The sequence below is a fragment of the Prochlorococcus sp. MIT 1304 genome (assembly GCF_047305015.1).
Classification (GTDB): domain Bacteria; phylum Cyanobacteriota; class Cyanobacteriia; order PCC-6307; family Cyanobiaceae; genus Prochlorococcus_A; species Prochlorococcus_A marinus_E.
Genome location: NZ_CP138974.1, coordinates 1,362,279 through 1,381,972, shown reverse-complemented (window position 1 = coordinate 1,381,972; position 19,694 = coordinate 1,362,279). Strand labels below are relative to the sequence as shown.

At 27.9% G+C, this 19,694-nt stretch carries 31 protein-coding genes and 1 tRNA gene; 9 read left to right on the top strand and 23 right to left on the bottom strand.

The window, feature by feature from the left end; genetic code table 11:
• Positions 1-35 precede the first annotated feature (35 nt).
• From SIB45_RS07830 to SIB45_RS07805, 6 genes are all read right to left on the bottom strand, one after another.
• Positions 36-614, bottom strand: coding sequence for a DUF2996 domain-containing protein (locus SIB45_RS07830; protein ID WP_011862988.1), 579 nt, complete (start codon positions 612-614; stop codon positions 36-38).
• 64 nt (positions 615-678) lie between these two features.
• Complete coding sequence (locus tag SIB45_RS07825; RefSeq protein ID WP_225866341.1) at positions 679-1,005, bottom strand: hypothetical protein; 327 nt, start codon at positions 1,003-1,005, stop codon at positions 679-681.
• 186 nt (positions 1,006-1,191) lie between these two features.
• Positions 1,192-3,414: an RNB domain-containing ribonuclease gene (locus tag SIB45_RS07820; RefSeq protein ID WP_041484689.1), complete on the bottom strand. Its 2,223-nt coding sequence runs from the start codon at positions 3,412-3,414 to the stop codon at positions 1,192-1,194.
• Between the two features lie 76 nt (positions 3,415-3,490).
• Positions 3,491-3,799, bottom strand: a complete 309-nt coding sequence (locus SIB45_RS07815; protein WP_011862985.1) for a TMEM165/GDT1 family protein — start codon at positions 3,797-3,799, stop codon at positions 3,491-3,493.
• Complete coding sequence (locus tag SIB45_RS07810) at positions 3,800-4,126, bottom strand: TMEM165/GDT1 family protein (RefSeq protein WP_011862984.1); 327 nt, start codon at positions 4,124-4,126, stop codon at positions 3,800-3,802. It lies immediately after the preceding gene.
• A complete protein-coding gene (locus SIB45_RS07805) occupies positions 4,123-4,470 on the bottom strand; it encodes a YkgJ family cysteine cluster protein (protein WP_011862983.1) in 348 nt (115 codons plus the stop codon). The genes SIB45_RS07810 and SIB45_RS07805 overlap by 4 nt, the downstream gene beginning before the upstream one ends.
• An 82-nt stretch (positions 4,471-4,552) precedes the next feature.
• On the opposite strand from SIB45_RS07805, the gene psb30 reads away from it, so the two are divergent.
• The 3 genes from psb30 to SIB45_RS07790 are packed head-to-tail and all read left to right on the top strand — an operon-like array spanning position 4,553 to position 5,720.
• Positions 4,553-4,630: a photosystem II reaction center protein Ycf12/Psb30 gene (gene psb30, locus SIB45_RS07800; protein WP_144010216.1), complete on the top strand. Its 78-nt coding sequence runs from the start codon at positions 4,553-4,555 to the stop codon at positions 4,628-4,630.
• Positions 4,631-4,645: 15 nt separating this feature from the next.
• A complete protein-coding gene (locus tag SIB45_RS07795; RefSeq protein ID WP_011862982.1) occupies positions 4,646-5,407 on the top strand; it encodes an HAD-IA family hydrolase in 762 nt (253 codons plus the stop codon).
• A complete protein-coding gene (locus SIB45_RS07790) occupies positions 5,394-5,720 on the top strand; it encodes a DUF565 domain-containing protein (protein WP_011862981.1) in 327 nt (108 codons plus the stop codon). Before SIB45_RS07795 ends, SIB45_RS07790 begins: the two co-directional genes overlap by 14 nt.
• A 3-nt stretch (positions 5,721-5,723) precedes the next feature.
• Here the strand turns inward: SIB45_RS07790 and rpmF are convergent, their stop codons facing one another.
• Entirely contained in the window at positions 5,724-5,894 is a 171-nt protein-coding gene (rpmF, locus tag SIB45_RS07785; RefSeq protein ID WP_002805281.1) for a 50S ribosomal protein L32, read from the bottom strand.
• Positions 5,895-6,025: 131 nt separating this feature from the next.
• Here rpmF and ftsH point away from each other — a divergent pair, with 131 nt between their 5' ends.
• Positions 6,026-7,780, top strand: coding sequence for an ATP-dependent zinc metalloprotease FtsH (ftsH, locus tag SIB45_RS07780; RefSeq protein ID WP_011862980.1), 1,755 nt, complete (start codon positions 6,026-6,028; stop codon positions 7,778-7,780).
• Positions 7,781-8,580: 800 nt separating this feature from the next.
• Here the strand turns inward: ftsH and SIB45_RS07775 are convergent.
• Positions 8,581-9,165 carry a peroxiredoxin gene (locus SIB45_RS07775; protein WP_011862978.1) on the bottom strand — a complete coding sequence of 195 codons (585 nt, stop codon included), beginning with the start codon at positions 9,163-9,165 and terminating at the stop codon, positions 8,581-8,583.
• 294 nt (positions 9,166-9,459) lie between these two features.
• On the opposite strand from SIB45_RS07775, the gene SIB45_RS07770 reads away from it, so the two are divergent.
• Positions 9,460-9,618 (top strand): hypothetical protein, encoded by a 159-nt coding sequence (locus SIB45_RS07770; RefSeq protein WP_011862977.1) that lies wholly within the window; start codon positions 9,460-9,462, stop codon positions 9,616-9,618.
• A gap of 4 nt (positions 9,619-9,622) precedes the next feature.
• Here SIB45_RS07770 and SIB45_RS07765 read toward each other — a convergent pair whose 3' ends face one another.
• The 3 genes from SIB45_RS07765 to SIB45_RS07755 form a co-directional block, all read right to left on the bottom strand.
• Entirely contained in the window at positions 9,623-9,844 is a 222-nt protein-coding gene (locus tag SIB45_RS07765) for a hypothetical protein (protein WP_011862976.1), read from the bottom strand.
• A gap of 63 nt (positions 9,845-9,907) precedes the next feature.
• Positions 9,908-10,078, bottom strand: a complete 171-nt coding sequence (locus tag SIB45_RS07760) for a hypothetical protein (RefSeq protein ID WP_011862975.1) — start codon at positions 10,076-10,078, stop codon at positions 9,908-9,910.
• 996 nt (positions 10,079-11,074) lie between these two features.
• Positions 11,075-11,227 carry a hypothetical protein gene (locus tag SIB45_RS07755; protein WP_011818444.1) on the bottom strand — a complete coding sequence of 51 codons (153 nt, stop codon included), beginning with the start codon at positions 11,225-11,227 and terminating at the stop codon, positions 11,075-11,077.
• A gap of 76 nt (positions 11,228-11,303) precedes the next feature.
• On the opposite strand from SIB45_RS07755, the gene SIB45_RS07750 reads away from it, so the two are divergent.
• Together SIB45_RS07750 and SIB45_RS07745 are read left to right on the top strand one after the other, a co-directional pair.
• Positions 11,304-11,666 (top strand): hypothetical protein, encoded by a 363-nt coding sequence (locus SIB45_RS07750; protein WP_011862972.1) that lies wholly within the window; start codon positions 11,304-11,306, stop codon positions 11,664-11,666.
• Between the two features lie 405 nt (positions 11,667-12,071).
• A complete protein-coding gene (locus SIB45_RS07745) occupies positions 12,072-12,461 on the top strand; it encodes a hypothetical protein (RefSeq protein WP_011862971.1) in 390 nt (129 codons plus the stop codon).
• Between the two features lie 23 nt (positions 12,462-12,484).
• Here SIB45_RS07745 and SIB45_RS07740 read toward each other — a convergent pair whose 3' ends face one another.
• Positions 12,485-12,634 carry a hypothetical protein gene (locus SIB45_RS07740; RefSeq protein ID WP_011862970.1) on the bottom strand — a complete coding sequence of 50 codons (150 nt, stop codon included), beginning with the start codon at positions 12,632-12,634 and terminating at the stop codon, positions 12,485-12,487.
• Between the two features lie 205 nt (positions 12,635-12,839).
• Between SIB45_RS07740 and SIB45_RS07735 the strand changes: the two genes are divergently transcribed.
• A complete protein-coding gene (locus tag SIB45_RS07735) occupies positions 12,840-12,989 on the top strand; it encodes a hypothetical protein (protein WP_011862969.1) in 150 nt (49 codons plus the stop codon).
• On the opposite strand, the gene SIB45_RS07730 is transcribed toward SIB45_RS07735, so the two are convergent.
• From SIB45_RS07730 to SIB45_RS07705, 6 genes are all read right to left on the bottom strand, one after another.
• The gene (locus SIB45_RS07730; protein WP_011862968.1) at positions 12,986-13,237 is read right to left on the bottom strand and encodes a DUF1651 domain-containing protein; all 252 of its coding nucleotides are present in this window, start codon (positions 13,235-13,237) and stop codon (positions 12,986-12,988) included. The two genes, SIB45_RS07735 and SIB45_RS07730, sit on opposite strands and share 4 nt — an antisense overlap.
• 11 nt (positions 13,238-13,248) lie before the next feature.
• Positions 13,249-13,536 (bottom strand): ATP-dependent Clp protease adapter ClpS, encoded by a 288-nt coding sequence (gene clpS / locus SIB45_RS07725; RefSeq protein WP_011862967.1) that lies wholly within the window; start codon positions 13,534-13,536, stop codon positions 13,249-13,251.
• Between the two features lie 67 nt (positions 13,537-13,603).
• A tRNA-Met gene (locus SIB45_RS07720) sits at positions 13,604-13,677 on the bottom strand.
• A gap of 29 nt (positions 13,678-13,706) precedes the next feature.
• Positions 13,707-14,189, bottom strand: coding sequence for a tRNA (cytidine(34)-2'-O)-methyltransferase (locus tag SIB45_RS07715; protein WP_011862966.1), 483 nt, complete (start codon positions 14,187-14,189; stop codon positions 13,707-13,709).
• 2 nt (positions 14,190-14,191) lie between these two features.
• On the bottom strand, positions 14,192-14,752 hold the full coding sequence (locus SIB45_RS07710; RefSeq protein WP_011862965.1) for a bifunctional adenosylcobinamide kinase/adenosylcobinamide-phosphate guanylyltransferase: 561 nt from the start codon (positions 14,750-14,752) through the stop codon (positions 14,192-14,194).
• Positions 14,753-14,762: 10 nt separating this feature from the next.
• Positions 14,763-15,074, bottom strand: a complete 312-nt coding sequence (locus tag SIB45_RS07705) for a hypothetical protein (protein ID WP_011862964.1) — start codon at positions 15,072-15,074, stop codon at positions 14,763-14,765.
• A 111-nt stretch (positions 15,075-15,185) separates the two neighbouring features.
• On the opposite strand from SIB45_RS07705, the gene SIB45_RS07700 reads away from it, so the two are divergent.
• Positions 15,186-15,812, top strand: coding sequence for a cofactor assembly of complex C subunit B (locus tag SIB45_RS07700; protein WP_011862963.1), 627 nt, complete (start codon positions 15,186-15,188; stop codon positions 15,810-15,812).
• On the opposite strand, the gene lptC is transcribed toward SIB45_RS07700, so the two are convergent.
• The 5 genes from lptC to rpmG all read right to left on the bottom strand — a co-directional run bounded on the left by lptC (position 15,809) and on the right by rpmG (position 19,691).
• The gene (lptC, locus tag SIB45_RS07695; RefSeq protein ID WP_011862962.1) at positions 15,809-16,432 is read right to left on the bottom strand and encodes an LPS export ABC transporter periplasmic protein LptC; all 624 of its coding nucleotides are present in this window, start codon (positions 16,430-16,432) and stop codon (positions 15,809-15,811) included. The genes SIB45_RS07700 and lptC overlap by 4 nt on opposite strands.
• The gene (metG, locus tag SIB45_RS07690; protein ID WP_011862961.1) at positions 16,416-17,960 is read right to left on the bottom strand and encodes a methionine--tRNA ligase; all 1,545 of its coding nucleotides are present in this window, start codon (positions 17,958-17,960) and stop codon (positions 16,416-16,418) included. The genes lptC and metG overlap by 17 nt, the downstream gene beginning before the upstream one ends.
• Before the next feature lie 68 nt (positions 17,961-18,028).
• Positions 18,029-19,213, bottom strand: a complete 1,185-nt coding sequence (locus SIB45_RS07685) for a ribonuclease catalytic domain-containing protein (protein ID WP_011862960.1) — start codon at positions 19,211-19,213, stop codon at positions 18,029-18,031.
• A gap of 45 nt (positions 19,214-19,258) precedes the next feature.
• The gene (gene rpsR / locus SIB45_RS07680; RefSeq protein WP_002806014.1) at positions 19,259-19,480 is read right to left on the bottom strand and encodes a 30S ribosomal protein S18; all 222 of its coding nucleotides are present in this window, start codon (positions 19,478-19,480) and stop codon (positions 19,259-19,261) included.
• 16 nt (positions 19,481-19,496) lie between these two features.
• Positions 19,497-19,691: a 50S ribosomal protein L33 gene (rpmG, locus tag SIB45_RS07675; RefSeq protein WP_041484759.1), complete on the bottom strand. Its 195-nt coding sequence runs from the start codon at positions 19,689-19,691 to the stop codon at positions 19,497-19,499.
• Positions 19,692-19,694: the final 3 nt, after the last annotated feature.

Genomic DNA, 19,694 nt, shown 5'->3' with positions numbered 1-19,694 from the left:
TTCGAGGGAAAAGTTAACTTGGTGTTATTCTTTCTTTAATTAACTCCTATCAATTTTTGTCCATTTAATCTCTGCAATACTCTTGAAATAATTAATTTAAGGGTTATTCTTTTCTCATCAATAAGGAATGATTCAATAATGCTAGGTTTCTGATTTGGTTTAGATAAAGAAATACTTTTTAATGAACTAATGTCCTCTTTCTCAAAGGATAACCAAAAGTTACATGTATCTTTAATTTCACAATTTATCACCCAACATTTATCTCCAGCTATAGGTCTATTAGTGTTTGTGAGATTAATATTGTTTACTTTTAAACCTCTAATATTAATTTCCTCTACAAGAGCAGGGATTAAATGAATGTTGATAAATTCTTGGAAAGGCTTTTTCTCTATTGGAAGTTCTTTTTTGGGTTTAATGACAGGTTTGACGGGAGTGTCAATATCATTTTTTAGATTGTCTTTAGAATCAGAATTCCTCTGGGGATTACTATTATTTGAAACCGTATTAGTATCTCCTTCTGATCTAGGTTCTCTTATTTCTTCAGAGTTTGATTTAGTTATGTTATCAGATTTTTCATTATTAACTTTATTATTTATGTCTAAATTTTCTTCCATAAGAAAAACTATTTTTTCATATTATAAATTAAAAAATCATTTTTTATTTAAATAATCTATTTTTCTACCAATCATTATCACCATTATCCCAGTCATCAATATTATCAGGATTATTTGAAAAATTACGGTCTTTTTTAAAATTATTTTCATCCATATTTTTAACTACTCTATAGTTAACAGAAATTGTTGGTTGAGTTTCTCTAATATCCCTTTGTGGCGGCATCACAACGTTTGACTCAATATCTTCCTCATTATTTTCAGATAAGAAATCATCTTCAATATTTTCTAAAGTTTTTTTCCTGAAACTAGGACCAGTAATTGTTGTATGCAATAAAGTACTTACAAATAATCCAGAAAAAAATGAAATACTTATTAACTTACCTATACTCACATCTTGGAGAGTCCATTTAAAGTATCTAAATGAAGTCTTCTGATTATTATTTATATATAATAAAATTTGTAAAATTATTATAAAAAAAAGAGTTAATAATAAATATTTTTTCTTAAACATAATTCTAAAAATTTATCTTAAATTTTTTTGGTTAATATTTCCATAATATATTTTGTGAGAATTGATTTAAGTTAATTCTAAATCAATTTGATATTTAAGAATATCGACTTTTATGATTTTTACTTCTATTGCATCTCCAACTTTATATGATTTTTTAGATTTTCTTCCAATTAATAGATTTTGCCTTGATCTATATTCATACCAATCATTATTAAGAGTGCTGACGTGTACTAAACCCTCTACATTTAGTTCTGATATCTCAACAAAGAAACCATATGTTTGTACTGATAATATAAATCCACTATAAGTATTACCTAGTAACTTTTCTGCTTTTCTTACTTTTTTTATACTAATCATATTAGATTTATATTGGTTAACTTTGTACTTGAATTCATTATGTTTATCTATTAACAACTTATTAAATAATGCTTCTAGATTCTTTGAAATTGATGAATTAAATATATCCCAATTTACTAAGTCTAATGAGTTACTTTCCGATATATTGATTTCATTAATATTGTTTTTCTTTGATTTCTTACCATTTATTATCATATTAAAAATACAGTACTGGTTTATAAGGTTAGTGAAGTCAAAACTAGGAATTGTCCATGGAGAAATAAATAATTTTTCTGATTCGTCATTATCAGGATTTTTTGAAATCAACCTTATTTCGTTGTCCTCAAATTCATTAATTAGAAGTTTATGTAAGATTCTTTTTTTATTATCATCGCCACATATTTTAATTACTTGACTAAATGTCAAATTTCCATCTTCATTAAGCTCCATATCATTATCAATAAATTCTGAATATTTGATGATTTCATTTGCATTAACGTAATCTATTCCCTTTGAGATGTATCCTGCACTTTTTAAGCCATATTTATTTGAATGTTTGAACCATATTAAATTAGCCTCATATAGTATTGGTGAAAGAAAAGTTTGGCAATCTTCTTTATTTAATGATTCAAAATATCCCTTTGAATATTCAGCTGGATTGTGAATAAAAAATTCTTCTATTGCTTTTATTTTGTTGACTGGCGCAGGAATTTCAACCTTACCCTCCAAAAGATGTTTTTGTCTAAATGAAAATGAAATTTCCAGTATTTTATCTAAATCTTCAATATATTCCTTTATAGGTTTTAATACTCGAGAGGTTATTCTTGATTTACTTTTTCTAGATAGAAGAGCGTCAGTATGATCACTTCCAACAATAAGAGAGCACTTGACTAAAGTAAGATGAAACGACCAATCAATTATTTCATTATCACTATTTAAATGCACACAGAGGCTTATCGCTTCACTCTTTTTACCTAATTTAAATTCAGAATCATTTCTTATGGCTTCACTAAGGTAGTTTTCCCAATCATTTAATAAGGGTAATGATTCAAAACGTTTTAATAGTATTTCTTGAGATTTTTTACTATTTAGATCTACTCTTTCTGCAAGATTATTTGTATGTATCCACAATTTAGTATTATTATTTTTTACCTGCTCAATTTGAATCATTGGGAGCATTGGAGAATTATTAGAACTCCAACTTTTGAATAAATAAGAGTTTTTGTCTGTAAGGTCTATCCTTTCCCTTTTTTCTATTTTTTTTGATTCAATATGATTTAAATTGTATGATTTTGCGATATTACTTTTAGACAAAACAAAGTCTGAGTCATATTCCTCATTATTGTTTAGTGTTAGTTCTTGTATGACATGACCTAGTCCTTCTTCTTGACCAATCGGAAATCTATCAATCTCAACTTTTACTATATTCTTATTGTCTGGATTGAAAATGTATTTTTTATTCTCTTTTGGAAGTTTAATTTTAGAAAGGATTCTATCGTCTATTGGGATTGCATATACATCATTGTTTATTATTTCAACCTTAGAAAGAAGTATTTGATTTGATCTTTCAAGAATACAATCAACTATTCCCTCAGGTGATCTTCTTCTATAACCCTCTTTTATTATCCTTACTAATACTTTATCTCCATTCCACGCATAGTTAAGTAGATTTTCTTTTATGTAGATATCTTCTTTGTCTTTTCCTCTTACAGCAAAGCAATAGCCTTTGCTACTACATCTTATTTTGGCGACAAGATGATCACTATCTTTTATGCAGGTATATTCATCACTTTCATTTTTATTAATTATTTCAAGTTTTTCTAAAGCTGTTAAAGCAATATCTAATTTATCCTTATCAGATTTCTTTGTTATTTTTAACAATCTGCATAATTTTTTATATTCTAACCCTTCTGACTGATTAAGATTATCAATAATTGATGAAGATGTGAACATGATCAGAATGAAATTATAAATTAATTTAGGTGTATACATTTCATTATTACACCTTATTATCCAAGCTAAAAACTAATTATTTTTTATTCTCTTCTTTTTCCTCTTTTTCGATGGTGAAAGAGTTGATAAAAAGCTTTATACCAATGATAAAAAATGTAATGGAGGCTATTGACTTAAGAACTACTTCGGGCACAAAACTTGAAATAGAACCGCCTGTCAAAGCTCCTAGTAAACTTGCAAAAACAAGTGCTGAAGATGATCCCAGAAAAACTGCTAATGGTTTATTTGAAGTGCCGCTTATAGTTAAAGTAGCCAGTTGAGTTTTGTCACCTAATTCAGCTATGAAAACGGTTAGAAATGTTGATAGTAATAAACTTAAAACCATTTATAAATAATTTTTGAAAGTTTCATAAGCTAAAAATATACTTATCAATATCATTAAAGTACCAGTAGACAAGGCAAACTTGCTAGGAGATATTTTTTTTGATACCCATTTACCAATAAGAACTCCTACTATGCTAGAGCTTATTAATGCAAGAGAGCTTCCAAGAAAAACAATTATTGGCCTGCCCGATTCAGCAGAAAGCATTAATGTGGCTATCTGAGTTTTATCGCCAAGTTCAGCAATGAAAATTGTTGTAAAAGTCGTTATGAATATAGAAAAAAAACTTTTTTCTAAATTGTTTTCTTTTTTTTCTAAATTACTATTCATTTTCCTGAAACAGCGATTCTAAAAGTTTTCATCTCTTTACTTTGGTATCCATAATTTGATGAAATATGTTGTTTGCAGCAATCTATTAAAAATTTGTCACCAGATTTCAAATATCCTTTAAATGTAGTTGAAAATTCATTTACCCGGCAAAAATGTGGTCTGTTTTCGTAAATTAAGCATTTTTTATTTTCTCTGTCTAGGTTTTTACACCAACCGTCTCTATCAGTCATCGAATTTATCAAAGCTATATCTTCTTTTTTAAGTTTGTCAGCCAAATCGCTTCTTTCGTTCAAGTCGAATTTACAACAAGCTCCACAATTTTCTATGCATGTCCATGATTTCATAATTTAATTCAATCTTGTAACGTATCAGTACAGTTTCGTCATTTATTTGTAAAAATAGTATCACAAAACATATTCATTAATCATGGCAACACTTATTCCTTTGGCTGTAGTTGCGTTAGCAGGACCAGCAATAATTGCTCTTGTATTTTACCGTAAATAAAAGAAATTCTTTTTGGTGACGAATCTTGAGGGTGTTTATTGGGATTTGGATGGTACCATCGCAAATACTGAATTAGAGGCCCATTTACCTGCTTTTAATAATGCTTTCAATGACCTTGGAATTGATTGGAATTGGGACACTAAAAAATACATACAACTTCTAAAGATAAATGGGGGCAAAAATAGGATTTCTTATTTCGCTAAATCTAATAAAGATGATTTCTCAGAAGATTTAATTCTCAAAATTCATGAAACAAAGCAGTTTCATTATCTAGAAAATATAAAAAAAAATTGCGTTAGTTTAAAAACTGGTGTTTTTAGATTAATAAATGAATTACATAAAAAAAAAGTTAGACAATTTATTGTTACTTCAAGTTCAAGAATTCAAGTAAATCTTCTTGTTGAATATCTTTTCAATGGCTTTAACCCTTTTGAGTTCATTATTTCAAGTGAAGACGTTGAATTAAAGAAACCAAATCCATTACCATATTTAAAGGCAATCCAATTAAGTGGTATAAATATAAACAACTCAATTGTCTTTGAAGACTCCAGTCCGGGATTGAAATCTTCCCTGGCAGCTAATTTGCCTACAATTTTTGTTCATTCAAATATCCCAATTGTTCTTGAGGAAAATATTAAATTAAATTGTATTTTAGACAGCCTTGGTGATGAGAATAATGTGGCAAATGTAATTAAAGGCCCTAAACTAAAAAAATCATATGTTGACTATAACTTTCTAAGTGATTATTTAGTGTCTTTTAGTAATGCAAAAAACTAATTTTTCAAGGATTACCAACCAGTTAAATAATTTATTTTTTGGTTTTCTAAGTGATACTTGGAGAACAAAATCTATTAGTCTAATTTCTGTTTTGACAGGTTATTTTTTGTTCGCAAATTTTATTACAAAATTTATATCTGAAGGTAAAAATGAATTGATAATGGTCCCAATAATTATTGTTTTTATTGAAATCATTATAAGAATTAAACCTGCAGCAAGTTCAAAGTTTTATTATCTATGGACCGTAGTTGATAAATTAAGAATTGGTGCAATTTATGCCGTTATACTTGAAGCATTTAAATTAGGCTCTTAAAAGCTATTCTTCTTCTTCTTCTTCAATAGGATAAACAAATCCTTGAGCTTTCCCAGTTAAAACTGATTTACCTAAAGATATAGCTTTTTGAGCTGCTATTGCTGCTTTCCCTTTCCAAACAGCGTGCCTTTGGTTCCTTTTGCTCTTTGATTTTTTCTTCTTTGGTACAGCCATTCTGTTTCTTTATTTCCATATAATAATATAACCTTTAACTGGTTATCTCCAAAACTTTTGAGTATATTTTGTTTATATACGTCAATTTTTTAAATGAGCATATATGCTTTATTAATCACTTATAAAGATTAGTGTTTAGATCAAAATTCTCATATTCAGATTCTAAATCAAGTTATTCGGATCTTCTAGAAGATATAGAGACGGGGAAAATAGAATCAATATTTTTCTATCCTAGGCAGAGAGAAATTGATGTCCTGTATAAAAATGGCGATAAATCTAAAATACCTATCCTCTACAACGATCAATTAATCCTTGAAAAGGCAACTGAAAATAAGTTAGATCTAACAATTAACAATAGTAGAAAAGAAGCCTCAGCTGCTAATTCATTTGCTTCAATAAGTCTTTTCCTGCTTTTCATATTAGCTATAGTATTAATCTTGAGGAGTACATCAAAATTGGCTTCCAGAGCTTTTGGTTTTACCAAAAATCAAGCTAAATTTGTAACTATTGATGATGTAGAAACGAGATTCGATGATGTAGCTGGCGTCCCTGAAGCCGCTGAGGAATTAAAAGAGGTTATAACATTCTTGAAAGAACCAAAGAAATTTGAAAATCTTGGGGCAAAATTTCCAAAGGGTGTTCTTCTAATAGGCCCCCCAGGAACAGGTAAAACATTATTAGCTAAAGCAATTGCTGGTGAATCAGGAGTGCCTTTTCTCTCAATATCGGCATCAGAGTTTGTAGAACTTTTTGTTGGTGTTGGAGCAAGCCGAGTTCGTGATCTATTCTCTAAGGCTAAGGAAAAATCTCCTTGTATAATTTTCATTGATGAAATTGATTCAATTGGTAGGCAAAGAGGGTCTGGGATCGGAGGTGGAAATGATGAAAGAGAACAAACCCTGAATCAGCTTCTAACTGAATTAGATGGTTTTGCTGATAATTCTGGGATTATCGTTTTAGCAGCAACAAATAGACCAGACATTTTGGATGCAGCATTATTAAGACCAGGTAGATTTGACAGAAAAATTGAAGTAATGCTTCCAGATTTAGATGGAAGAAAAAAAATTCTTTCAGTTCACTCACTTTCTAAACCACTTTCAAGCGAAGTTGACTTAGCATATTGGGCATCTAGAACAGTTGGATTTTCGGGAGCAGATCTTGCAAATTTGATGAACGAGAGTGCTATTCACTGTGCTAGAGATGAATCTAAATTAATCAGTGATCTTCATATAGAAAATGCTCTTGATAAAATTACCATCGGCCTGAGAAGTTCATTAATAACTTCTCCAAATATGAAAAAAATTATTGCTTATAACGAGGTAGGTAGAGCGATTGTATCTGCGGTAAGAAATGGAATTGAATCAGTTGATAAAATTACGATCTTACCTAGATCTGGATCTATAGGAGGATATACAAAATTATGTCCTGACGAAGATGTGATTTCTAGTGGCTTGATTTCAAAAAAATTATTATTTTCAAAAATTGAAATCGCTCTAGCTGGGAGAGCAGCAGAAACGATAGTTTTTGGTGAAGGCGAAATTACACAATGCTCCTTAAATGATATCTCTTATGCGACAAACATCGTAAGGGAAATGGTTACAAAATATGGATTTTCAATTATTGGTCCAATTTCAATGGATTCTGATAATAATGAAATGTATTTAGGAGATGGATTATTTAGAAGAAAGCCTCTCATAGCTGAAAATACGAGTTCTAAAATAGATAAAGAAATCATAAATATTTCTAAAATTTCATTAAATAATTCAATAAAAATATTGAAAAAAAATAGAGTCTTACTAGATAAATTAGTTGATATACTTTTAAATCAAGAAACTATAGATAAAAAAGTTTTTAAATTAACAACTTCTAAATTGTTGAAAGTTTGATTTAATTGTTTTAAATTAAAAAAAAAACTTTCTTGTTAATTAAAAACAATACAACGAAGTTATTAGTTACGCTTTCATTTTTGCTTATTTTTCCATTTGTACAAAAACAATGGTTTAATTTGTATTCACTAAATATTAATGATATTTCCTTTTATTCAATCCTTTACTATTTGAGCGGTGCAATATGCCCATCTTTGGTGTGTTTAAACTCTTTAAAAAACTATACATACTATAGTTTTAATAATGAAAAAATCCAAAGTATAAAAATAATTAAAGGAAAAAGATTATTAATCTTAGTAGCAATAAATTTAATATTTCTTTCTTACTTAATAGCTGATTATATATATATAAATTTTGATCTTATATTTAATTTATTTCTTGAAGGAATTAATATACCAAAACCGGATATACCACAATTAATTTTTTTCATATTTTTTATTTCTATTTTATTAATTTTTAAAAAATCTAGGTTTCTGTTAAAAAAAATAATATTGGTAAATTTTTTTTTGATTTCTTTTTATTTTTGGCATCTTCAAATTAATAATATTAGTGTTGATGATCAGTTTCATATTTATAGATATTTTGGTTTAAATGATTTAAATTTAATTAATCTTTTTATCCTAGTCGCCATAGAAATTTCTTTTTATACGTGGTCTTTCATATCATATAAAACTAATTTAAGCGATTGGATCGTGCCAAAACCCCAAATTGGGGAAGTTATGACCTTTTTGAATATATTAATTTTTTATTTTTTTATAATTATTTACTATTCAATACTTATTTAAATGTTTCTAATCCTTCTATAACGCAGAAAAATATTCCTTACTACCTTTGGGGTCCTCTAACATTGTTTTCTCACCCGGGGTCCAGTTCGCTGGGCATACTTCATCTGGGTTTGCGGCAACGTATTGATAACCTTGAAGAATCCTTAGCGTTTCATCAACATTTCTTCCTACTGGAGCCTTGTTAACAGTCGTATGCATAACTATTCCTTCGGGATTGATAAGAAATAACCCTCTATCGGCCTCTCCATCATCATTAAGAACATTGTACGCTTGGCAAATTTCTCTTTTTAAGTCAGAAACCAACGGATAGTTAATATCACCAATTCCACCTTCATTTCTTGGGGTTTGTATCCAAGCTAAATGACAGTGTTTGCTATCAACTGATACCCCAAGTATTTCCGTATTAAGAGCTGAGAAATCTTGGTATCTATCACTAAATGCAGTGATTTCAGTAGGACATACAAATGTAAAATCTAGTGGGTAAAAAAATAAAACAACCCATTTACCTCTTAGACCTGAAAGTGTAATCTCCTTAAACTCTTGATCATATACTGCTGTAGCACTAAAGTCTGGTGCTTCTTGGCCAACTCTTAAGCTCATGAAAAAATTTGTCCTTATTTGAATAATGTATGGTCTTAATGACCGTAGTAAGTATTATAATTTTATTAATAATGAATTAGCAAGTTTTTTTTTAATTCAATGAAATGGCATTATTCTTTTACCAGAAAATTTACAATTTTGAATCATAATAAACTTTTAAAAAATCTCAAAAAGGAGTTAATTAAATATCCCATTAACAGGATTGACAATAAAACTTCGAATTAAAAGAAATTTTATTTTATTTAATATTCCTTTAAATTCAATTACTTATAATTAAGAATAATAATTTTAATTATGGCTAAATATATTGAAAGACTAAAGAGTAGAGTGAAAATAAAAAAAATTGATTCTAATCAGCCAATTGGAGCTTGGATTTTCGTTATAGTTTTGAATATAGTTGGGTTTGCAGGATATTTTTACTTAAAGGTCAATCATATACAACTAGGTAGTTAATTAATTATATTATTTCCTTTTTAATCGAGCGACAAAAATTTTTTAGTCTTTCATTTCTCGTTAAGTCAGGTAAAGTCCAAATTGATTCTGTCTCAGGTAATGGATCTTTGCTCCATTCTTTGAATTCTTCCATTATCGAAGCATTATTTAATTTTGATATATACTTTTTTCGTTTTTTTAAATATTTTCTTATCACCGTAAGATTTGCCTCAATATATTCCCTCATAATAAAAACTTAATCTTATATAAATTTATCATCTGGCATGTTCTGCTTTAAAGATAGGATAAATTAGACATTTTGAACTGCTTGAAAAAGTCCAAATGAATAACCTCCTATTAAAATCCAGCCAAGTACACTTGATATTATTGTAGATCTTCTATTGTGTCTCCTTAATGCTGATTCGATCATTTCATTAATTTCATCTCTATTAAGATATTCTTTCTTGGAGTTTTTTTTCATTTTTTTTTCTTTTTACAATAAACGAATTTATAAGAAAGTGAGCTTAAAATATTTTCTTATAAATAAGAGTTTTATTTTTGATGATTTTATAAATATTTTTTATATCTAGCATAAAAAATATAATGAAATTTAAAGGGAAATTTTTAAAATTATAAGATAAGATATCAGAATTTAAGAATAAAAATTTTATACACACTATGAATATTAATGATAAATCTGTTTTAGAAATGCTTAATAAACTGATTGTTATTAATAGGCTAAATAACAGTCAAATTCTTCAAATGGTGAATTTAGTTTCAATATCAAATGATATCAATGATTTAAAGGATAACTTGAAATGGGAAAATTCTAAGTCATTTCATCAAAATATTTTAAATAAATAAGCTCATTGTTTGATAATTATTAATTCTTGAAGTTTAAATAAGACATACTTAAAAGTTAATTGAATTAATTAAGAGTTTTATTAATAATCTATTTAAGCTATTCAAATAAATTTTTGATAGTGATTTTTCATATAAGAAACTTGCTCTTGATTAATATATTTAAGTGTTGTTTTTTTATCCTTACTAATTGATTTAACTAATATTGTAGAAGTGATTATTATTAGTAATATTATTAGTAAATCACCAACAGTAATCCCTCTCTCCTTTAGATTCATGATAAAACATATATTTTGTTTAAATATACCCTTTATTATTTAATAAACTAATTTTTTTTACAAACGTGCTAAAAACACTTATTAAGGAAATATAAAAAGAATATAAAAATATTGAGACCATAAACTTTTAAGTCATATAAAAAAAATAGATAAACTCATTAATATGGAAGTCAAAAAAAAATTAGTAGTTCTAACACTCCTTATTTTTTCTCAAAAGAGATGATTATCACAAAAAAATCACTTAACGAAAATCAACTCAAATTTACTTATCAAAAACAGTTAATCTCAGATCTAGATAATAAGCACAAGGAATGGTCAAAATCGATTAATAGTAAATTTTAAAAGCTTTCGTTGATTATATTTAAAAGTTTATTTCTTTTAATTGTATTTTTTTCTTCCCAATTAAGTGTTACTTCATCATTAATGATAGGTTTTGCTTCATAAGCTAGATACCAAAGAATAAATCCGACAGGAAATAATAAAATATGCATAGCAAAATTTGTTGACTTAAATCAAATATAGTGCAACACTTATAATGTGCAAGTGTGACACTAATTTATTTGAATTATGCCATCACCGAGGAAAAGAATTGGTTTTTTGCCAAGTGAAGAAGTGCATGAAATTATTGAAAAATTGTGCACAGCTAATGAGTTTAGTCAGTCAAAGATTACAGGTTTATTGGTTGAGGAAGCATTGAGGTCTCGAGGTGTGTTAAATGAATCTTATGGTCAAAATCAAAAAGATAAGCGCGATTTAATCAATTTTTCTTTTGATTACGAAAAATTTTCTGAAAATAATAATTCTCCACTTAATGACGACTATGCAGTTAATAAAAAAGTATTGTCTGATGATATCAAAATGATGCATGAATTTATTGAGTTTAAGTATTTTAAGAAAGTTATGAAGCGAAATAGCAACATTATGGAATAAATAGTGTCACACTATTAATGTTTATATGAGAATGCTTTTCAATGGAATTTAGAAATTAAGAAAAGTTAAATATTTTTGAATATTTCTAATCAACTTTTTAAAAAGGGATCCAAAATAAATTGAATCTTTAAAAATTCAGCGGACTAAATCCTCGTGGAGATATGAACCTTAGCCCGCTTTAAAAAAATAGCAACAAAAAAATATAAATACAATAAATATGTAAATTTACTTTTGATTTAAAATTGGAATATAAAATCTCTAAATATAAATTGCAGTAAGTGAATTAAATGAAGATACACAGGATCAAATATGCTATCTTCAGAAAATAGAGAAACTTAAAAACAAAGATATATGAATTTTGCTTGATAAGATAGTTAGAAAATATGGAGGAAAAGTTGTAAATAAATGAAACGCCTGTTAATCCCACTATTAGTTTTGCTTACTTTACCAATTGTTGTAGATAGCTCCCACTTAAAAAATCAGAGAGAACTTATTGTCACCACAGAAAGCACTAGGGAATCAATCGAGTTGGCAAAATACCTTAAAGATAATGGTGTAGTTAAATATTCAGCATATTGGTGTCCTAATTGCCTTAATCAAAGTGAGTTATTTGGTAAGCAAGCTTATAAAGAACTTAATGTAGTTGAATGTGCAAGAGATGGCATAAACAGTCAAACGCAATTATGCATTGATAAAAGAATTAAAGGGTTTCCCACGTGGGAAATAAATGGAAAACTAATTTTAGGTGTACTTTCACTAAAAGAGTTATCAAAGTTGACTGGATTTAAGAATTAAGGAAAATGTAAGATGATTAATGGCTAAATATTTGAGGTTATTTCTTGAGAACGTTTCATACATCCTCCAGATGGATAGTTAATTACTTTCTTTGAAATTAATCCAATACCTATAGCAACTATTCCAATACTTAATAAAGCTCTTGATCTTTTGCTTGAGATTAGATACTTCATTGAGGATTTATAAGTATTAAATAGTAGGAATTATTAAATATAACGTAGAGTTTTTTGTTTAAAAAAATAACAAGTAACCCTAAATCTATAATTTGTTCAAATAAGTTTTAGAAATTAGTTATCTTGAAAAATCCTTAATCAATAAATACTTATAGATCTTTTTTTGTATTTTTAGTTAGTATTTGACAGTCTTTTTATAATTAAAATGAGACTTTTATTTTTTATGAAAAATAATGAATTTAATGTGACTCAAGGAATGGCTTTGTTACTTTTGAAGCCATTAAATTTACCTGCTAACTACGTCCTAAATCTCATAATTTACATAACTAATCCAATTAACACTTTTGGATACTAATAGTCTTCCCAAACTGGTTTGGTTCTCCTCCAACCTTGTGCGATTAACTTTCTCCATTCATCTCTAGCTTTATCAACTTTAAGTTCTTCTCTGGTTGTCATAAGAGGTGGTTCTTTTCCTAAAACACCAAGAATTCTTCCAGAGTCAATAAACATATATTCAAAAAATTTATCTTTATTTTGATTATTCTTTGAAAACCTTTTAACCCTTGAACGATTCGAATTTATAAGCCAAAAATTTTCTGTCAATCTTACCTATTTTATGTTTTCTCAATTGGAGCCATTGTTAATCCTTTGCTGAATAGTTGCTCATGATATAGCTCTGCCTGTTCAAGATTACCTCTCCATACCTCTGCAGATCCTGTCTTGTCAACTTTTATGGTTAGATCCCATGCCCTTTGTTCACTCATGCTTGGGATTATTGTTAGAAGACAATTTGCGACATGCTGAAAAGTATTAAAATTGTCATCAAGAACTATAACCCTTGCTTCTGGATATTTTGCTTTGGATTTTTTGGGATCTAAGACTGTGCCGAGTGAATTAAACATTGTTGTATTTAATAGTTTAATTAAATTAAAATTTCACCTATGTGCTTCAATTGAATAGTATTGAAAATGTCTCGAGCGTGACTTGAACACGCGACCTGCGGGCTATGAATCCGCCGCTCTAACCAGCTGAGCTACCGAGACATGGGAATATTGTAAAGCATTGATTGTACTTAATTACCATTTTGAAAATTTATTTGTTTGTGGGCCTCATATATAGCAATTCCGCATGCTACAGAAAGGTTTAGACTTCTAACACCTTTTTGATCATTGTTTCCAGTCTGTATATTCGGCATAAATATTGATATTAAAAAGTCGCTTTTATCAATAATTGAATCGGGTAATCCTGAATCTTCTCTCCCAAATAGCAAAATATCATCTTGCTTAAATTTAAAATCCTTCAAATATAATCCATTTTTTTTACTAAAAGAAATTATTCTTTTTGTTGTTTTTGCCGTCATAAATTTTTCAAAATTCTCATACCTATTAACAGTAACTAAAGGCCAATAGTCTAATCCTGCTCTTTTTAAATATTTATCTTCTAGTTTAAAGCCCAGGGGCTCTATAAGATTTAAAGGTATATCAAACGCAGCACATGATCTGGCAATATTACCAGTATTTTGTGGTATTCTAGGTTCAAAAAGAGCGACTTCCAATTTTAAGTAGGTATTTCAATACTTATTTCATCTATTTTGATTGCTCTACCATTTATTGCCAACCAATTATCTTTTGATATTTTGGTTATTCTCTTTTGAAGTTCGCCAATTCTTTCAATATAAGTATTACCAATTTTATATTCAGAGACGAGACTCCAACCTACTTGTTCTCCAACAATAATTGTTATGCTTTTTCTTTTCATTAAGAGACTCATAAGTAAATTCATTTTTATTGACCATTCATTTTGTTCCTTCCCAATACTTTTCATAACGAATCCGCCAATAGAATCTACTAATAGTGGACCTTCTTCTTTCCTTAATGTATTTAATAGATCTGTCGTTTCTATTAATTTCCAATCTTTTGGCCTTCTTTCTCGATGTAATTTAATTTTATCTTGCCAATCTTTATCATCCAAATTGTTTTCAGATAAGGCAACATATGATAATTTTTTTACTTTCTTTGCAAGATACTCTGCGAATTCACTTTTCCCACTCTTTGTCCCTCCTGTAATAAAAACTATATGAGATGAATATTCACTAATACTTAAATCATTGGCATTCATAAATTCTCTATTATTTAGAGAAATACCACCATGTTGCTAGAGGAATAATTGTGGCAGCAATTAACAAACCTATTACTATATAAGTAGCAGTTGAACTCTCAGTATCTTTTGATCTCATAGTGTTAAAATTTGGATCCACTACAGGGTTATCAATAGATGAAGGCTGACTTTTCTCGTAATTTATAACAGTCTTCTGTTGAGTAATACCAAAAAATTTATTTATATTACTAACTTCGTTTGCGAATGAAGTCGAGGGGATAAGAATAAAAATCAAGCCAGTAAAGATAAGCGAAAATATATATTTATTGATTTTTAGGTTCATTTTAGTTTGTTTTGGTTAATTATATATTAAAAATCATATGTTTGAGTAATTTTAAATTTACTAAACAATATAATATTTGCATAATTTAATTAGAAATAACATATTTAAAATATGGGATTCAATGGGAAATCATTAATATTAGTCGGTGCAATTCTCTTTGTATTTCAGATAGCAAATTTCATTTCAATAGAGACAATCACTCCTGAGCTTGAAAGAGCGCAAGTGTTAGCTGCAATAGCTTCATTAATTATTATTTTAATTGGTTTTTTATTTAAACAATTCCAACCATTAGCTGGTGAGAAAGCTGCTTTAAAAGGAGAAAATAAGTTTCTCTTCGATAGAAACATGCCTGATGAAGTTATCGATGAACTTGCATGGGGTTCTGAAGCGATATTAACTTCTACGGCAGCAGCAGCAATATTAATCCACAATGATGGCGTTAATATATTGAGGAGGGGAATCACTTCAAGTAATGATTTTAAACCTGGCGAAACTTGTCTTAGATCAATAAAAGATATGAAATTAATATCATTGGCAAACACAAAATTTTATCCTAGACGAGATGAATTTTTTAATTTTTGTGCTGAAATCCCATCTATTTTAATTGTTCCTATAAATAATAAGGCATTTATATTGATAGGAGGCTGGAGTGCTAAGTGTTTCACGAAGTCTGATGAAAAATGGATTAATAACTGGTCCAAAAAAATTAATAATATTTTTTCAAAAAATAAAATTTAAAAATAAATTATTGACTTAACTCTTTTATCTTTTGCTTCAAAACTTACCGATTCAGTATTTAAATTATAAAATGCATTTTCTGAATTTATTTCATATTTATTTTCCTTATTTTCATCTTTAATAATATATTTTACTGGTTTGAAAAATTCAATTATGTTATCCGAACCCAATATGGCTTTTCCTGAATTTAAGATGATGTTTTGATTTTCAAATCTTATATTACCCTCTAATAGATAGTTAGTACTTTCTATATTCCAAATAAAATTATCAGCATTTAAAGAATACTCATCTTTTTTAAGAGTTTTTAATTTAACATTGCCTTTCAATTTCAAGAGTTTATTGTTGTCTGATAAAGTAGATTCTTCGGAACTAATAATATACTTAGTTTCTGTCCCATTATGAATATTAATAATAGGTTTTTTTAATTCGAATTTTAATTCGATATTGTCATAACTTGAATTGGGACTGGTAATTGAATATACTTTATCTCCACTATTAGAGAAAATAGTCATATCTAAACTGTCAATTTTTTGTATAACTTTATTTTCATCAATTACATTTGGGGTGCAACCAAGCATAAATAATGGAAGGAATATTATTAATCTATAAATGTTCTTCATACTCCAATTTATTTATGATTGGAGTGGGTTTAGGAAGACTTGAGTTACTAACTAATAATCCCCAAATTAATTGTTTTTTCCATGGAATTTCTTCTCTGTATATAGAACCAAGTTGGTCATTAATTTTTGTAGATAATTCGGGCAATAAAGGTATTAATAATAATCCTATTATTCGTGTACTTTCTAAAACGTTATAGATAATTTCTTTAACTAAAGGTAGATTATCTTTCTCTTTTATTAACAGCCATGGCTGATTATCATTCAAATACAAATTTGTATTAATTGCTAGGCTAAGTACTTCATTAGCTGCTAGATCTAATTTGTAATTATCAAAGTTATAAATATAGTTTTCGACAGCAATTTTGGCAAAATTCTCTAATTTTTTTTCATTGAAAATTTTTTCCTTATTTGGAACTTTATTATTAAACCACTTTCTAGACATAGATGATGTTCTATTTAATAGATTACCAATCGTATTAGCTAAGTCATTATTAATAATGTCAACAAATCTTTTATCTTGAAAATCTCCATCATTTCCTAGTGATATGTCTTTAATGAGATACCACCTTACAGGATCATTTCCATATTTTGTAAGCAATAAATCAGGGTCGAGTACATTTCCTAAGCTTTTACCCATTTTTTGCCCCTCTCTTGTAAGAAATCCGTGCCCAAAAACCTTTTTTGGAACTTTCATTTTGGCAGAAATTAGCATTGCAGGCCAATATACAGCATGGAATCTCAGAATATCCTTACCAATTAAATGAACATCAGCTGGCCATCCTCCATTAATTGATTTTTCTAATGAATGTTCTGTCGCATCAGAACTAATGGCACTAACATATCCAAGTAAAGCATCAAACCACACATAAAAGGTATGGTTATCGTAACCAGGGACAGGAATTCCCCATTTAACATTTGTTCTTGAAATTGAAAAATCCTTTAAACCTCTAGAAACAAAATTTATAATTTCATTCTTTCTTTCTATTGGCTCTATAAAAGAAGGTTCGTTGATTATTCTCTCGATTTCTTTTTGATATTTTGAAAGCCTAAAAAAGAGATTCTCTTCATTTTTCCATTCTAGATTTTTTTGATGTATTGGACACTTGTATGTTGATGAGTTTTCTGGATTATCTTTAAATTCTTCACAACCGACACAATACCAACCTTTTTGAACTCCCATATAGATATCATCTGATGCTTTTACTCTTTCATAAAATTCATTAACAACAAATTCATGATTTTTGGAGCTTGTTCTTATAAATTTGTCAAAGGATATATTCCAATCTTTCCAATTATTATTAAAAACTTCTGAAATTTCATCACAATGTGATTTTGGTTCAATACCCTTTTCATTAGCTGTTCTCTGTATTTTTAAACCATGTTCATCAACACCAGTGATGAAAATAACATCTTCACCTGCAAGCCTTTTATACCTAGCTATTGAGTCACAAATTATTGTCGTATATACACTCCCTAAATGAGGTTTATCATTAACATAGTATAAAGGTGTAGTAATGACAAAAGTCATAAAGCTTTTTTATTAATACTAACAGATATTTTTTAAACTAATAACAACCTATTGTATTTATTATCCTATTAATAAATAAATTCTAAAAGATTACTATCATTTATAATATATTTAACTTTATATATTTTATTACTATATATTTCTATTGAAATAAAAAGGGTAATAAGTATTTCTAGTGAATAATCTGGAAAATAAACCAAAGCTATATTTTTTTTATGATTAATCCACTTAACGAATATTATGTTATAAAAAAGTTTTTTTTCATTATTAAAAAATAATCTTAAATACTTAAATTTATCATTTTTAAATATATTATTATTCTCTGATTGTCTATTTTTTGAATAATCGATAATCTTAGAGACTGAATCTTTACTTAGAACTTCGTAATTATTAATTTTGTTATAGACTTGCCTTTGTATAATTAAATCAAGATATCTTCTCAATGGGGATGTACATTGTACATACATTTTAAGGCCTAATGATTCATGGATTCCTGGCTTAATAGTTATGTAACTTCTTCCCATATATTGTTTTAATATTATATATTTAATATCACTATCAATGTATCTATTGAGTATTTCAGATGGATTGCAGTTTATTTTTTGAATTCTAAATGCAGCCGCTAAATTATATTTATCTAAAAATAAACTTGTTACATAACCCATTAATATCATTGATTCTGCAACTATAATTTGAGATATTGTTTTCTCTAATTTAGTTAATATAATCTTATCTTCAAATAATTTAATTTTATTATTAGGACTTTCAAAAATAATTGCTCCTTGTTTCTTTCTGAATGTAATACTTTTTTTTAATAAATTTTTAATCTCAATTAATTCTATTTCTTCTTTAGGTTCTATTTCTAATATTTCATTTGCATCTTCATATGTTAATTGATATTTTGGCTTTATTATTGCTTCGGTTATTTCATATTTATTTATTGATCCATCGTCATTGAATTCTATTGCTGCACTAATAGTTTCTGAAACTTTATTTTGAGCTAGATTTGCCTTTTCAAGAATATCATTAGGAAGCATTGGGACATATTGATCAATTAAATATAAACTGCTATTTCTCTTTCTTGCATTTAAATCAACATTAGAGTCATGCAAAAAGAGTTTGCATGGATTACTAATATGTATCCATAAATTTTTTTTATTTCCTTCTTTTATTTCTAATGAAATAGCGTCATCGACCTCATGTGGATCATCAGAGTCAATAATATATGTTTTTAAATCAGTTAAATCTTTCAAATATTTGAAATATTAATTAAAGTGCCAACTATATTCAATTTGAAATTATCCTTCAGGATTTACGAAGGGTAAAAGAGCAACAATTCTGGCTCTCTTAACAGCCAATGTGAGATCTCTTTGTTGCTTAGAGGTTAAACCTGTCATTCTTCTTGGTAGGATTTTGCCCCTCTCAGTTATGAATTTTTTAAGGAGTTCTACATCCTTATAGTCGATAGGATCTCCTGGTTTTATTGGTGATAATTGTTTTTTAAAAATTGAATTAGGCATGATTAATTGGATTTGATTACTTAATTTCTTTGTGAATTGTCATTCTGTTTAAATGAGGATTAAACTTTTTTAGTTCTAATCTTTCGGTTGTATTTCTACGATTCTTTTCAGTAGTATATCTTGAGACACCATTTGATCTCTTAGGATCTGAGCTTGTCCTAGCTTCAGTACATTCCAGGGTCACTACAACTCTTGTCCCTTTTTTAGCCATTTT

Bases quoted from the DNA above. Each gene is read 5' to 3' on its own strand.
- SIB45_RS07830 (WP_011862988.1), bottom strand. From the start codon at position 614: ATGGAAGAAAATTTAGACATAAATAATAAAGTTAATAATGAAAAATCT.
- SIB45_RS07820 (WP_041484689.1), bottom strand. From the start codon at position 3,414: ATGTTCACATCTTCATCAATTATTGATAATCTTAATCAGTCAGAAGGG.
- SIB45_RS07815 (WP_011862985.1), bottom strand. From the start codon at position 3,799: ATGGTTTTAAGTTTATTACTATCAACATTTCTAACCGTTTTCATAGCT.
- SIB45_RS07810 (WP_011862984.1), bottom strand. From the start codon at position 4,126: ATGAATAGTAATTTAGAAAAAAAAGAAAACAATTTAGAAAAAAGTTTT.
- SIB45_RS07805 (WP_011862983.1), bottom strand. From the start codon at position 4,470: ATGAAATCATGGACATGCATAGAAAATTGTGGAGCTTGTTGTAAATTC.
- psb30 (WP_144010216.1), top strand. From the start codon at position 4,553: ATGGCAACACTTATTCCTTTGGCTGTAGTTGCGTTAGCAGGACCAGCA.
- SIB45_RS07790 (WP_011862981.1), top strand. From the start codon at position 5,394: ATGCAAAAAACTAATTTTTCAAGGATTACCAACCAGTTAAATAATTTA.
- rpmF (WP_002805281.1), bottom strand. From the start codon at position 5,894: ATGGCTGTACCAAAGAAGAAAAAATCAAAGAGCAAAAGGAACCAAAGG.
- SIB45_RS07775 (WP_011862978.1), bottom strand. From the start codon at position 9,165: ATGAGCTTAAGAGTTGGCCAAGAAGCACCAGACTTTAGTGCTACAGCA.
- SIB45_RS07770 (WP_011862977.1), top strand. From the start codon at position 9,460: ATGGCTAAATATATTGAAAGACTAAAGAGTAGAGTGAAAATAAAAAAA.
- SIB45_RS07765 (WP_011862976.1), bottom strand. From the start codon at position 9,844: ATGAGGGAATATATTGAGGCAAATCTTACGGTGATAAGAAAATATTTA.
- SIB45_RS07760 (WP_011862975.1), bottom strand. From the start codon at position 10,078: ATGAAAAAAAACTCCAAGAAAGAATATCTTAATAGAGATGAAATTAAT.
- SIB45_RS07755 (WP_011818444.1), bottom strand. From the start codon at position 11,227: ATGCATATTTTATTATTTCCTGTCGGATTTATTCTTTGGTATCTAGCT.
- SIB45_RS07750 (WP_011862972.1), top strand. From the start codon at position 11,304: ATGCCATCACCGAGGAAAAGAATTGGTTTTTTGCCAAGTGAAGAAGTG.
- SIB45_RS07745 (WP_011862971.1), top strand. From the start codon at position 12,072: ATGAAACGCCTGTTAATCCCACTATTAGTTTTGCTTACTTTACCAATT.
- SIB45_RS07740 (WP_011862970.1), bottom strand. From the start codon at position 12,634: ATGAAGTATCTAATCTCAAGCAAAAGATCAAGAGCTTTATTAAGTATT.
- SIB45_RS07735 (WP_011862969.1), top strand. From the start codon at position 12,840: ATGAGACTTTTATTTTTTATGAAAAATAATGAATTTAATGTGACTCAA.
- clpS (WP_011862967.1), bottom strand. From the start codon at position 13,536: ATGTTTAATTCACTCGGCACAGTCTTAGATCCCAAAAAATCCAAAGCA.
- SIB45_RS07710 (WP_011862965.1), bottom strand. From the start codon at position 14,752: ATGAATGCCAATGATTTAAGTATTAGTGAATATTCATCTCATATAGTT.
- SIB45_RS07705 (WP_011862964.1), bottom strand. From the start codon at position 15,074: ATGAACCTAAAAATCAATAAATATATATTTTCGCTTATCTTTACTGGC.
- SIB45_RS07700 (WP_011862963.1), top strand. From the start codon at position 15,186: ATGGGATTCAATGGGAAATCATTAATATTAGTCGGTGCAATTCTCTTT.
- lptC (WP_011862962.1), bottom strand. From the start codon at position 16,432: ATGAAGAACATTTATAGATTAATAATATTCCTTCCATTATTTATGCTT.
- metG (WP_011862961.1), bottom strand. From the start codon at position 17,960: ATGACTTTTGTCATTACTACACCTTTATACTATGTTAATGATAAACCT.
- rpsR (WP_002806014.1), bottom strand. From the start codon at position 19,480: ATGCCTAATTCAATTTTTAAAAAACAATTATCACCAATAAAACCAGGA.
- rpmG (WP_041484759.1), bottom strand. From the start codon at position 19,691: ATGGCTAAAAAAGGGACAAGAGTTGTAGTGACCCTGGAATGTACTGAA.